Annotated in this window: 10 protein-coding genes; 4 read left to right on the top strand and 6 right to left on the bottom strand. The window is 63.7% G+C overall.

Going from position 1 to position 13285, the window contains the following annotated elements; all coding sequences use genetic code 11:
- Window positions 1–41 precede the first annotated feature (41 nt).
- Together dkgB and U5A57_RS14840 are read right to left on the bottom strand one after the other, a co-directional pair.
- Window positions 42–848, bottom strand: a complete 807-nt coding sequence (dkgB, locus tag U5A57_RS14845; RefSeq protein WP_321912016.1) for a 2,5-didehydrogluconate reductase DkgB — start codon at window positions 846–848, stop codon at window positions 42–44.
- A 52-nt stretch (window positions 849–900) separates the two neighbouring features.
- The gene (locus tag U5A57_RS14840; RefSeq protein WP_321912014.1) at window positions 901–2124 is read right to left on the bottom strand and encodes an MFS transporter; all 1224 of its coding nucleotides are present in this window, start codon (window positions 2122–2124) and stop codon (window positions 901–903) included.
- Window positions 2125–2234: 110 nt separating this feature from the next.
- Between U5A57_RS14840 and U5A57_RS14835 the strand changes: the two genes are divergently transcribed.
- Complete coding sequence (locus U5A57_RS14835) at window positions 2235–3158, top strand: LysR substrate-binding domain-containing protein (protein ID WP_321912012.1); 924 nt, start codon at window positions 2235–2237, stop codon at window positions 3156–3158.
- A gap of 13 nt (window positions 3159–3171) precedes the next feature.
- Here the strand turns inward: U5A57_RS14835 and U5A57_RS14830 are convergent, their stop codons facing one another.
- Window positions 3172–4086, bottom strand: coding sequence for a LysR family transcriptional regulator (locus U5A57_RS14830; RefSeq protein WP_321912009.1), 915 nt, complete (start codon window positions 4084–4086; stop codon window positions 3172–3174).
- A 125-nt stretch (window positions 4087–4211) separates the two neighbouring features.
- Between U5A57_RS14830 and U5A57_RS14825 the strand changes: the two genes are divergently transcribed.
- The gene (locus U5A57_RS14825) at window positions 4212–4964 is read left to right on the top strand and encodes an SDR family oxidoreductase (RefSeq protein WP_321912007.1); all 753 of its coding nucleotides are present in this window, start codon (window positions 4212–4214) and stop codon (window positions 4962–4964) included.
- 40 nt (window positions 4965–5004) lie between these two features.
- Window positions 5005–5910 (top strand): SDR family oxidoreductase, encoded by a 906-nt coding sequence (locus tag U5A57_RS14820; protein WP_321912005.1) that lies wholly within the window; start codon window positions 5005–5007, stop codon window positions 5908–5910.
- 22 nt (window positions 5911–5932) lie between these two features.
- Here the strand turns inward: U5A57_RS14820 and U5A57_RS14815 are convergent, their stop codons facing one another.
- The 3 genes from U5A57_RS14815 to U5A57_RS14805 form a co-directional block, all read right to left on the bottom strand.
- Window positions 5933–8683 (bottom strand): EAL domain-containing protein, encoded by a 2751-nt coding sequence (locus tag U5A57_RS14815; RefSeq protein WP_321912003.1) that lies wholly within the window; start codon window positions 8681–8683, stop codon window positions 5933–5935.
- A gap of 8 nt (window positions 8684–8691) precedes the next feature.
- The gene (locus U5A57_RS14810) at window positions 8692–9474 is read right to left on the bottom strand and encodes a substrate-binding periplasmic protein (protein WP_321912001.1); all 783 of its coding nucleotides are present in this window, start codon (window positions 9472–9474) and stop codon (window positions 8692–8694) included.
- Window positions 9475–9772: 298 nt separating this feature from the next.
- Window positions 9773–11125, bottom strand: coding sequence for an MFS transporter (locus tag U5A57_RS14805; RefSeq protein WP_321911999.1), 1353 nt, complete (start codon window positions 11123–11125; stop codon window positions 9773–9775).
- A gap of 354 nt (window positions 11126–11479) precedes the next feature.
- On the opposite strand from U5A57_RS14805, the gene U5A57_RS14800 reads away from it, so the two are divergent.
- The gene (locus U5A57_RS14800) at window positions 11480–13264 is read left to right on the top strand and encodes an IlvD/Edd family dehydratase (protein WP_321911996.1); all 1785 of its coding nucleotides are present in this window, start codon (window positions 11480–11482) and stop codon (window positions 13262–13264) included.
- Window positions 13265–13285: the final 21 nt, after the last annotated feature.

The raw sequence follows: 13285 nt of genomic DNA, 5'->3' as shown, positions 1-13285 counted from the left end.
GTGTTCCTTCGTATTGCAAAACGTGCTGTTTCAATCCCGCTTCAATCCCACTGTGCAGCGAGGCCTTCGGGGCTCACTTCCCGGCCGTTGCGTTCGAGCGCGGCGATCTGCGCCATGTCTTCGTTCGTGAGTTCCAGCGTTTGCGCGAGCAGGTTGCTGGCGAGGTTTTCGCGCTTCGTCGAAGAGGGAATGACCGAGTAGCCAAGGCGCAGCGCCCAGGCGAGCGCCACTTGCGCGGGCGTGGCGTGGCGTCGGTCGGCAATCGCGCGGATCACGGGGTCGCCGAGCACCTTGCCGTAGGCGAGGGTCATATAGGAGGTCACGTGAATGCCTTCTTGCTGGAGGAAGCCAACGAGCTTGCGATTCTGCAGATACGGGCTCAACTCGATCTGGTTGGTCGCGATGGTTTCCTTGCCGGCCACGGCAATGGCCTGCTTCGTGAGTTCGATATTGAAGTTGGAAATACCGATCTGTTTCGTCAACCCTTGTGATTTCGCTTCGGCCAGTGCGCTCATGAATTCTTCCAGCGACACGCCGTTGTTGGGCGCGGGCCAGTGAATCAGCGTGAGATCGACTTCATTGGTGCGCAGCTTCTTCAGGCTTTCCTTCAGGCTCGGAACCAGCTTGTCACGCGAGTAATTGTCGACCCAGATCTTGGTCGTGAGAAAGAGTTCGTCGCGCGCGATGCCGGAAGCGGCGATCGCTTCGCCCACTTCGGCTTCGTTGCCATAGATCTGCGCGGTGTCGATGGCGCGGTAGCCGACTTCGAGGCCGTTGCGCACGGAGTCGATGACAATTTGCCCTTGCAGGCGGAACGTGCCAAGACCGAATGCGGGAATCTGGCTCATGATGCTTTCCTTAAAAAGTGACTAATTGGGTTACCTGAGCACTAACAATGAATTAACGTGCGCGCCGTTTCACGACGATCTGCACGACGACGAGCGCAACGCCGCCCAGTGCGATGAGCGCCCCCACGATCGGCACCGCGCCGTAGCCGAAACCAGCGGACAGCGCAGCACTGCCCGCTGCGGCGCCCAGCGCGTTGCCGAGATTGAACGCGCCGACGTTGACGGAGGAGGCGAGCCCCGGCGCATCGTGAGCGGCGCGCATCACGCGCATTTGCAGCGGCGGCACGACCGCGAAGGTCGCGACACCCCAGACGAGCAGTGCCGCAGCCGCGCCCACATGCGTAGCGGCGAGCGCCGGAAACGCCAGCATCACGACAATCAATAGCGCGAGAAAACCGAGCAGCGTGCCGTCGAGCGAGCGGTCGGCGAGACGCCCGCCCGCCGCGTTGCCGATCGAAAAGCCCACGCCGATCAGCACGAGCATGGCGGTCACGAAGCCGGGCGTCGCGCCCGTGAGATGCGTGAGCGTGGGCGTGACATAGGTGTAGAGCGTGAACATCGCGCCTGCGCCGAGCACCGTGGTCGCGAGCGCGCCGAGCACCACCGGGCGCGTGAGCACGGCGAGTTCGGCGCGCAGGTTGGGCATGTCGCCCGCTTCGCCTTTGGGTAGCGCGGCCCACAAGCCTGCAATGGCGAGCGCGCCGAGCCCGGCGGTCGCGGCGAACGACATGCGCCAGCCAATGGTCTCGCCGAGCCACGTGGCCGCCGGCACACCGCCGATGTTCGCGATGGTGAGGCCCATGAACATCGTCGCAACGGCGCTTGCCTGGCGCTCGCGCGGCACGAAACTCGCGGCCACCACCGAGCCAATGCCAAAGAACGCGCCGTGATTCAGGCTCGTGACGAGCCGCGCGAGCAGCAGCGTGGTGTAGTCGGGGGCGATGGCGGAAAGCAGGTTGCCGAGCGTGAAGATGCCCATCAGCGCCATGAGCGCGGTGCGCCGCGGCCAGCGGGCGAGCGCGAGCGTCATGAGCGGCGCGCCCACCATCACGCCGATCGCATAGGCGCTGATCAGCATGCCCGCGCTGGGGATCGACACATGCACGCCTTCGGCGATTACGGGCAACAGGCCCATCGGCGAGAATTCGGTCGTGCCGATGCCGAACGCGCCAACGGCGAGGGCCAGAAGCGGCAGCGCTGCGCCGCTGCGCGCAGGCGGGTTGGCGGCGCGCCGAGGGCGGGCCGTGGCGGGTAGACTGAGGTCGCGTTCGAGCATGACGTCGTGCCTTGGTGGGCAATGGCAAGTTGGGACCGCTGCATTGTGCGGGTTTTACTTTTGACGAAAAACTGGTCTATAAACCAAAGTGTTTTGATTTCAAGTCAAGAATGAAGATCACTCTGGATGAACTGCAGGCCTTTGCCACGGTGGTGGACAGCGGCTCCATCACGGCGGCGGCACAACAACTGGATCTCACGGTGTCCGCCACGAGCAGGACGCTCGCGCGGCTCGAAGAAAAGCTCAAGACGACCTTGTTGCGCAGAACCACGCGGCGGCTCGAGCTAACGGAAGAGGGCAAGGCCTTTCTGCACAACGCGCGAGCCATCATCGCGCAGGTGGAGGGCGCCGAGGAGCAGATGCTTGCGCGGCGCGAGATGCCGGCGGGGCGATTGCGCGTGGATGCGGCGTCGCCTTTCATGCTCCATGTGATCGTGCCGCTCGTGCAGGGCTATCGCGAGCGCTATGCGCAGGTGGAACTGGAGTTGAACAGCAATGAGGGCATTATCGATTTGCTGGAGCGGCGCACCGATGTGGCGATCCGCATTGGGCGGCTCAAGGACTCCACGCTACATAGCCGCCTGGTCGGCAATAGCCGCATACGGGTGCTCGCGAGCCCGCAGTATCTGGCGGCACACGGGCGGCCCGCGCGCGTGGAGGACTTGAGCAGGCACACGCTGCTCGGCTTCACTCAGCCCGAAGCGCTCAACGTCTGGCCGCTCACGGGCGCCGATGGCGAGCCGCTGCGCATCGAGCCCGATGTGTGGTCGTCGAGCGGCGAGACCTTGCGGCAACTCGCGCTCGCCGGCGTGGGTATCGTGTGTCTTTCGGACTTCATGACGGCGCAGGACCGCGCGAACGGCAGCCTCGTGCAGGTGCTCGCGCGCCAGACACAGGACGTGCGGCAGCCCATTCACGCCGTGTATTACCGCAACACGGCGATCTCGGCGCGCATTGTGTCGTTCGTCGATTATCTGGTCGAGGCCGTGCGCGCTACGGAGTTCGGCGGCCCGGCGCCGCGCCGGGGCGCATAAAGGAAATCAGGCGTTAGCGCGGTTTCAGAACCGTCGTCATATATTCCGTCGCGAATTCGATCAACGCCTGCACGCGCAACGGCAGCCGCCTTTGCAGCGGATAGACGATTTGCGCGGCGAGCGGTTTCGCCTGCCATTTCGGCAATACGCGCACGAGGCGGCCTGAGATCAGGTCCTCCTCGATCAGCCATTCCGGCAACACGGCGAGGCCCAGCCCCATGCGTGCGGCCTCGCGCATGCTCGTCACCCCTTCCGAAATCATCACGGGCTCGATCTGCAGCGTATGCGTGGCGGCCCCCGAATACAGCGTGACATCTCTCGAACCGCCGAATTGCCGGCTCGAAAGTGCGATCCACGGTAAGGCCTGGAGACTTTCCGGCTTGCTGGCGAGCTTGTGATCCTTCAGGAAGGCAGGCGAGGCAACCGGATAGCGCCGGATCTCGCCGAGCGTGCGCGCAACGACGCGATCGTCGGTGAGCGCGCCCGCGACGATACCGGCGTCGCAGCCCTCTTCGATCATGTGCAGCGGTCGGTTCGAGTACGCCAACTCCATTCTCACCGCCGGGTGCGCCTGGATAAAACTGCTGATCATGCGGCTCACCACGGACTGGCCGAAGTCGATCGTGGAGAACACGCGGATATTGCCGCTCAGCGCGCTCTGGTCGCGCCGCATGCGCTGCTCGGACTCCTCGGCTAGCGCGAGCAGCGCCTGCGCGTCGGCGAGGAACTGGTGGCCCGTTTCCGTGAGGCTCATGCGGTGTGTGTCGCGCCGCAGCAGCGCCGCGCCGCACTGATCTTCGAGCGAACGCAACTGGCGGCTCAGCGTGGGCTGGCTCAGGTTCAGCTTGCGCGCCGCTGCGGAGATGCTGCCGCTTTCCACGATGGAAACGAACGCCTGCAGCAGACTGAGGTCGTTGAAGATGGTCATACGCTGGAAGCATAACCGATATGCTGGCTATGCGGCTACCGTGGAATGCTGCCTGGCGGGAAGATGCACCCATCGCATCACGTTGCACCGCGTTACATCCCGCCCAACCGAAACGGAGCATCACCATGAGCACGCAAGCCAACACCCCCAAAGTCGCAATCGTTACCGGCGCTTCCCGCGGTATCGGCGCATCCATCGCCAAACGCCTCGCGAGCGAGGGCATCGCAGTCGTCGTCAACTACGCCGGCCGCGCGGCGGACGCCAACGCGGTCGTGGAGGAAATCAAGGCAGCCGGCGGCCGCGCCGCGGCGATTCAGGCAGACGTGGCCGTGCCGGCCCAGGTGGCCGCGATGTTCGACCAGGCCATTACGCTCTTTGGCGGCGTGGATATCCTCGTGAACAACGCGGGCGTCATGCAGCCGGGTCTCGTCAATCTGGCCGATACCGACGACGCGCTCTTCGACCGGCTCGTCGCGATCAACCTCAAGGGCACCTTCAATACGCTGCGCATTGCCGCGAAGAAGCTGCGCCAGGGCGGCCGCGTCGTCAACTTTTCGAGCAGCATCCAGGCGCTCGCGCTGCCGGGCTACTCGGTGTACGCCGCCACCAAGGCCGCCGTGGAAACGATGACCAATATCTTCGCCAAGGAACTGCGCGGCCGCAATATCACCGTGAACGCGGTGGCCCCCGGACCGACCGCAACCGAATTGTTCCTGAAGGACAAGACGCCCGAGCAGATCGAGCGCCTCGCGAAGATGCCGCCGCTCGAGCGGCTCGGCCAGGCGGACGACATCGCGGAGGTGGTCTCGTTTCTCGTTGGCAGCGGCGCAAGCTGGATCGACGGTCAAACGATACGCGTGAACGGCGGCATTGTTTGATGTCCTGATCATAATTTTCACGATGAACAAGGAGCCCATCATGAAGAAAGTCATTGTCGTTACCGGCGCATCCAGCGGGTTTGGCCGCCTTGCCGCCGAAGCACTCGCCCACGCGGGCCATACCGTCTACGCGTCCATGCGCGCGACCACCGGGCGCAACGCCCCGGTCGCCGAGCAGATGGCGGTATTCTCGCGGCACAACGGCGTGGATCTGCGCACCGTCGAACTCGACGTGCAGTCGCAGCCGTCCGTGGACGAGGGCATCGCCCGCGTGATCGCCGAAAGCGGGCATATCGACGTCATCGTCCACAACGCGGGTCACATGGCCTTCGGGCCGGCCGAAGCGTTCAGCCCGGAGCAGTATGCGCACTTGTACGATATCAACGTGCTAGGTACGCAGCGGGTGAATCGTGCGGTGCTGCCGCACATGCGCGAGCGGCGCGAGGGTCTCGTGGTGTGGGTGTCGAGCAGCAGTTCCGCAGGCGGCACGCCGCCTTACCTCGCGCCGTATTTTGCGGCGAAGGCCGCCATGGACGCGATTGCCGTTCAGTACGCACGCGAGCTTTCGCGCTGGGGCATTGAAACGTCGATCATCGTGCCGGGCGCTTTTACCTCGGGCACGAATCACTTTTCGCATGCGGGCAGTCCGGAAGACAAGGGCGTGGTCGCGGCGTATGAAGCGGGCCCTTATGCCGGGTTCGGCGAGCAGATCCAGAAAGCGTTCGCCGCCATCGTGCCGCCGGAAGCCGACGTGGGCCTCGTGGCCGAGGCGATTGTCGAAGCGGTCGATGCCCCCTTTGGGAAGCGGCCGTTCCGCGTGCATGTCGATCCGACTCAGGACGGTGCGGACGTCGGCTTCGCGGTACTGGACCGCGTGAGAGCGGAGATGTTGCACCGCGTGGGCATGTCCGACCTGCTCGTGCCGCGCCAGCGTGGCACAACCTAAGACGAAAAGCGGCGTGGCGCGCCTACTCCGTGACGCACTGCGGCGCTTCGAGTCCGCGCAACGCCGTTTCGAACGCTTCGACAGGAACCGGGCGGCAGAAGAGATAGCCCTGATACGCGTAGCATCCCGCCGAGGCGAGGAAGGCGCGTTGCTCCTCGGTCTCCACGCCTTCGGCGATCACGCCGAGGCCCAGGCTGTGCGCGAGCGCTACGATGGTTCGCGCGATCACGGCGTCGTTCGGGTCGATGAGCACATCGCGCACGAATGAGCGGTCGATTTTCAGCTGGTCGAGCGGCAGGCGCTTCAAATACGCGAGCGACGAATAGCCGGTGCCGAAGTCGTCGAGCGCAAAGACGATGCCGTCCGTCTTCAGCGCTTCCATTTTCTCGATGATCTCCTGCACGTTGTCGACCAGCACGCTTTCCGTCAACTCGAGCTTGAGCCGGTCTGCTCGCGCGCCGGTTTGTTCGAGCGTGGCTCGCACGCTTTCCACGAAGTCCGGTTGGTGAAGCTGCTGCACGCTGACGTTGACCGCGATCGTGAGATGCTCGGTGTCGGGCTGCGCGGCCCAGCGCGCCAGTTGGGTGCAGGCTGCGCGCAGAACCCAACTGCCCAACTCGGCAATGAGCCCGGTTTCTTCGGCCACCGGAATGAAATCGGCCGGGTACACGAGCCCGCGTGCGGGATGACGCCAGCGCACCAGCGCCTCGACGCCGGTTACGCGGTCGCGGTCGATCTGCATCTGGTAGTGCAGCACGAACTGTTCGTTTTCGATCGCTTCGCGCAGCGCCGCCTCGAGCGCGGCACGCTCCACCACGACGGTTTGCATGTCGGGGTCGAAGAGGCGCACCGCGTTGCGTCCGCGTTCCTTGGACTTGTACATGGCGAGATCGGCCTGCTTCATGAGGTCGTCCGTCGATGCCTGGAAGCCCTTGAATACCGTCGCACCAATACTGGCCGTGCTGCGGTAGTCGATATCGTCGAGTCGATAAGGATTGCCGAGCACTGAGAGAATTCGCGCTCCCAGGGTCTCGGTCTGGCGGGCCGCTTCACAGGGAACGGGATTCAGATTGCCCACCACGACGACGAACTCGTCGCCGCCCACGCGCGCCACGGTGTCGCCTGCCGGGATGCTCGCCGCGAGGCGTTTGGCCACCTCCTGCAGCAGCAGATCGCCCTTGTCGTGGCCCAGCGTGTCGTTGAGCGTCTTGAAGTGGTCCAGATCGATGAACAGCAGGGCGCCGCTCGTGCCGTTCCTCGCGCTCTCGGTAATGGCGTCCTTCAGGTTGTCGAGCAGCAGCGTGCGATTGGGCAGGCCGGTAAGCGCGTCGTAAAAGGCCAGTTCCTTGATGCGCTGGTCGGCGATCTTGCGCTCGGTGATGTCGCGCCCGCTCGTGCGGAAACCGATGAAATCGCCCTTGGAGTCGGTAATCGGCACCCACGAAGCGGATAGCCACATGAGCGAGCCATCCTTGCGCACGCAACGAAACTCCAGGTTGTCTCCGCGCGAGCCCAGCTGCGCGCCGCGAAACTCGGGGGCGACGTAGGAGGCGTCGTCCGGATAGATCACCGTGCACGCGAAATCGCTCATGGCCATGCATTCTTCGACGGTATAGCCGATGTACTGCTCCACCGCCGAGTTGATCCAGCGCGGCTTGCCCTCCGGCGACCACCAGATTTCCCAGTTGACGGTGCAGTCGGCAATGGCGCGAAATTTTTCCTCGCTTTCGCGCAGTTCCTTCGTCATCGACGAGGCCAGCCGCAGCGCGCGGCTGCGGCCCGTCATCATGAGGCGCGTGAGCAGCGCGAGCAGCAGGCTTAGGCCCGTGCCGGTGATGGCGATGAGCGTGGCCGCGTCGCGGCCGAAGCGCGCCTTGAAACCGTCGCGCGCCATCAGCTTGAGCATCCAGTCGTGTCCGCAAACGACGAGATATTCGGTCGCCGAGAGCTCGCCGGGCACGTGATGAGGGGTAGCGCCGGACGTTTTGTAGAGCAGCGCGTCCGGCGACGATTCCACGCCGTCGTAGATCGAAACCGAGAGGCCGGGCGGCTCCTCGCCGTAAAGACTGGCAATGACGTCGTGCATGCGAAAGGACGCGTACACCCAGCCAACGAGCTGCGCCTGGCGGTCGGTGGCGTTTTCCGGCGCCTGCTGGCCGCGTGCATAGACCGGCATGTACATCACGAAGCCGGGGTCGGCGCCAGGATCGGTGTCCACCGAAAGGCGCACCTTGCCGGAAATGGTCGCCATGCCGGTGTCGCGCGCCTGCTCCATGGCGCGCCGGCGCACCGGGTCGGCCCATGCGTCGAAACCGGGCGCCGCGCGATTGGCGCCGATGTACGGCTCGCGCTGAATGATGGGGGCGTAGTTTTCGCGTGCGCCATCGGGCTCGATCGCGTAGCCGGGCAGGCCGCGCTGTTGCATGGCCGCGATATGCGCCGCCTTTTGCGTTTGCGGCACCCACGCGATGATGCCGATCGCCTGGATGCCGGAAAAGTTGGCGTCGAGATTCAGCGTGTTGACGTAAGCCCGGAATGCGTCGCGGTCGACTTCGCCGCTCGCGGCAAAGAGGCTCTGCACGCCGCGCAGCAAAAGCTCGTACGTGCCCATGCGCTGTTCGATGCGGCTCACGACGTCGCCGAGCGAAAAGTCGAACTGCGTAAGCAGTTCGTGGCGGGCCGCTTCACGCTCGTGGTTCCAGAGCGCCCATGTCACGCCGAGGGCGGCGCAGAGAACCAGTAGCGGGAGCAGAACGAGGCGCGTCCGGGTCATGGTGGCGTCTAGAAGGGGACCATCGAGTCGGCGAGGTCGGGCTTGAAGTACTTCGTGAAGATGCGTCGCACCGTGCCGTCGGCGATCATTTCGTTGACGAGGGCGCGCCACTTGTCCCGCTCTTCGGGCGAGAGCGCCTTCTTCGACATGATGAGTCCATGCGGAATGGGTGGATCGTCGAACTCCACGATATTGGTCACGCTCCGGATCTTCGCTTCATCGATAGCCGGATAATCGAACGGCTCGATGATCATTCCCTGAATGCGCCCGAGAATCAGCGCCTGGTAAAGCGGCTCGAGACCCCCGGCCTGGCTCACACGGTTTTCGGCGGAGAGCGAGTCGACGAGGCGATTGGCCGACGCGCTGTAGCGGAAACTGCGAATCACACCGAGCTGGAACTTGTCGTTGTGCTCGAAATCGGCCAGTTGGTGGATGCCCGAATCCTTGCGAACCAGCAGATAGTACTTGTTGCTGAAGTACCAGGCAAAATCGGCGTATTGATTGCGCTCTTCGTTCGCAATACCCGAAAGACTGAAATCGAGCGCACCCGACTCGATGAGTTTCCAGATGCGCGCGCGCGACATCAGGCTCACGCGGATCTGGCAGCCGCTGCGCCGCGCCAATGCGTCGGCGAAGTCCTTGTCGATGCCCGTGTCCGTGTCGACCGAGTAGAGCAGCCCGTGATCGTGTAAGGCGAGCGTAAATGAGCGCGAGCAGTCGGGGCCCGCGGCAACCGCGGTGCCAAGACAACCGAGCGCCAGCAGCAGGCCCCCAAGGCAGTGTCGAATCACAGCGTCTCCATGGCTTGATGGTGGCCCGATCGTGGTGTATCGGGCGGAAAGCAGTCTTCACGGCTTAACGGCAGCGTGCTGAAATTCTTTAGGCACTTCGCATTGTTTATTTTGGACGTTTTTTGTGCAAGCGCTGGGATGGTCAGGGGGCCAATTGCGCGTAATGGCCGGACTTCGGAGGCCCCAAAAAAAAGCGCCGGCACAAGGCCGGCGCAATTTGCAAAAAAGGGATCGTGTAAGGAAGGCGCAGCCAGATGGTGGCCTTCGCAACGGACGATCTAGCTGAATTGCATAAGGCTCAGTTCTCTTCCACCGGATCGCGGTTCAGCATGCTCTTCGGAATCGACAGAATGAGCACGCAGCTCACGAGCAAGCAGGCGCCCAGCGCATAGGTGCCGTTATTGATGTCGCCGGTCAGGTCCTTCGCCACACTGGTGATCATGGAGCCCGTGAAGCCCGACAGATTGCCGACCGAGTTGATGAGCGCAATACCGGCCGCCGCTGCGGTGCCCGAGAGAATCTGCCCCGGGAACGTCCAGTAGATCGGCATGAGCCCAAGGATCGCGCAGGTGGCAATGGTCAGGAATACGATCGAAAGCGCCACGTTGTGCGCGAACAGTGCGCTCAGAATCAGGCCGACGCCGCCAATACAAGCCGGAATGGCCGCATGCAGCCGGCGCTCGCCCGTCTTGCGGGAGTGCGACGCATTCCAGATCATGGCGACCACTGCGCTGAGATAGGGAATGGCGGTCAGCAAGCCAATATTGAACGTGCTCTTCACGCCGGAAGCCTTGATGATCGAAGGCAGCCAGAATGCCAGGCCATAGAAGCCGGTATTGAAGGTGAGAAGAATGAACGTCAACAGCCAGACGCGCGGGCTTTTCAGTGCCGCCATGGCGCTATGCGTTTTCTTCCCGCTCTCCTGTTCGAGATTCTTTTGCAGCACCGCTTTTTCGGCGGCGCTCAGCCATTTCGCCGACTGAATGCCGTCGCCCATGCGCGCCAGCACCACGAAGGCGACGAGGATCGAAGGAATGCCTTCGAGCAACAGCATCCATTGCCAGCCGCCCAGGCCGAACAGGCCATGCGTGTTTTCCATGAGCCACCCCGAGACGATCCCGCCAAGCGTGAGGCTCACCGGAATGGCGATCAGGAACCCCGACATCGCGACGCTCTGGCGGCGCGCCGGGAACCAGTAGTTCAGGTAGAGAATGATGCCGGGGAAGAAGCCCGCTTCGCACACGCCGAGCAGAAACCGCAGGATGTAGAACATCGTCGAGGTTTGCACGTGAAAGACGCTCGCAAGCGGCGCGATAAAGGCGAGCGACGAAGAAACGATGCCCCACGTCACCATGATGCGCGCGATCCAGAAACGCGCGCCATAGCGGTGCAGCAGCAGGTTGCTCGGCATTTCGAAGAGGAAGTATCCCCAGAAGAAAATGCTCGCGCCCACGGCGTACACGCTGTCGCTCAGGCCCAGCGAATCCAGCATCTGCAGCTTGGCAAAGCCGACGTTCACGCGGTCCAGGTAGGCGACGACGTAGCACAGAAGCAAAAGCGGCAAGATGCGCTTCAATACCTTGCGGTACAAGAGGTCTTCGGCTTCATTGACGGCGGACGGCGAGTCCGCAATCTGGGTCAGGGTTGGCATGGGATGTGTCTCCTTTCACATATGCCTTTGAACGGTCCCGCAGCAGGGGAGGCTATTTCCACGTCGTTCGTGGTGTGTTTGCTGGATCTCTGTGCTGGCAGTGAACAGCACGCTATTTGTTATCGGTAACACTGCGGGCGCTAAATTAGCACGGCTGCGGGTGCCAGGGCAAGTCGGGCGAGTGCGCTGAGGGCCTCCGGCGCGTTGCCGCAACCGGGAAAACGCGTGGTCTGTCCTGGTGCACAGCGCGACCACAAAGTGCTAAGATCCAGAAATGTTACCGATAACAAATCGGCGCGAACGCATCTATGCGCCCGCGACATCGTCGAGACAAGGAATAACGGAGTGAGTGATATGACCCAGCCCAACGCACGGCGCCTGCGCAGCCAGGAATGGTTCGACGATCCGGCCCATGCGGACATGACCGCGCTTTATGTCGAGCGTTTCATGAACTACGGTCTGACCCGCGAAGAACTGCAATCGGGCCGCCCCATCATCGGCATCGCACAAACGGGGAGCGATCTCGCTCCCTGCAATCGCCACCATATCGAGCTTGCTGCCCGCACGAAGGCGGGCATTCGCGACGCGGGCGGCATCCCGATGGAATTTCCGGTGCATCCGCTCGCCGAGCAGAGCCGCCGGCCCACGGCGGCGCTCGACCGCAATCTGGCGTATCTCGGTCTCGTCGAGATTCTTCACGGTTTCCCGCTCGACGGCGTCGTGCTGACCACGGGCTGCGACAAGACCACGCCCGCGTGCCTGATGGCCGCGGCAACCGTCGATATGCCCGCCATCGTGCTGTCGGGCGGTCCGATGCTCGACGGCTGGCATAACGGCCAGCGCGTTGGCTCGGGCACCGTGATCTGGCATGCGCGCAACCTGCTGGCGGCCGGTGAAATCGACTATGAGGGCTTCATGGAACTGACGACGGCTTCGTCGCCCTCCATCGGCCACTGCAACACCATGGGCACGGCGTTGTCGATGAACAGCCTCGCCGAAGCGCTGGGCATGTCGCTGCCCGGTTGCGCCAGCATTCCGGCGGCCTACCGCGAGCGCGGCCAGATGGCGTACGCAACGGGCAAGCGCATTGTCGACCTCGTGCGCTACGACATGCGGCCTTCGCGCATCATGACGAAAGAGGCGTTCGAGAACGCCATCGTCGTGGCCTCCGCGCTGGGCGCCTCGACCAATTGTCCGCCGCACCTCATCGCCATCGCGCGGCACATGGGCATCGAACTGAGCCTTGAAGACTGGCAGCGCGTGGGCGAACAGGTGCCGCTCATCGTGAACTGCATGCCGGCGGGCGAATTTCTCGGCGAAAGTTTCCACCGCGCGGGCGGCGTGCCCGGCGTGCTGCGCGAACTCGACCGCGCGGGCCTCGTGCACCGCGACTGCCTCACGGTGTCGGGCCGCACCATTGGCGCGATTGCCGACAGCACGCCCGAGCCCGATCGCGAAGTCATCAAGACAACTGAAGATCCGCTCAAGCATGGCGCCGGCTTCATGGTGCTATCGGGCAACTTCTTCGACAGCGCGATCATGAAGATGTCCGTGGTTGGCGACGCCTTCCGTCAGACCTATTTGAGCGAGCCGGGCGCGGAGAATACGTTCGAGGCGCGCGCGATCGTGTTCGACGGTCCGGAGGACTACCACGCGCGCATCAACGACCCGTCGCTCGAAATCGACCAGCACTGCATTCTCGTGATTCGCGGCACGGGCACGGTGGGCTATCCGGGCAGCGCCGAAGTGGTGAACATGGCGCCGCCGGCGGAACTGGTGCGCCAGGGCATCACGTCGCTCCCAACGCTGGGCGACGGCCGCCAGAGCGGCACGTCGGCCAGCCCGTCCATCTTGAACATGTCTCCCGAGGCGGCGGTGGGCGGCGGCCTCGCGCTGCTGCAAACGGGCGACCGCATTCGCGTCGACCTGAACGCGCGCAGCGTGAACGTGCTGGTTGACGAAGCCGAGCTTGCGCGCCGCCGCGAAACCGCGCACTTCGAGGTTCCGCCTGCACAAACGCCCTGGCAGGAGCTGTATCGCAAGACGGTGGGGCAACTGTCCACGGGCGGTTGCCTCGAACCCGCCACGCTTTATCTGAAAGTCATTGCCGAGCGCGGCAACCCGCGCCATTCACACTAAATAACGGACATTAAACTGGAG

The organism is Paraburkholderia sp. J11-2 (genome assembly GCF_905220185.1).
GTDB lineage: Bacteria > Pseudomonadota > Gammaproteobacteria > Burkholderiales > Burkholderiaceae > Paraburkholderia.
This window is presented reverse-complemented; position numbering and strand designations above follow the sequence as displayed.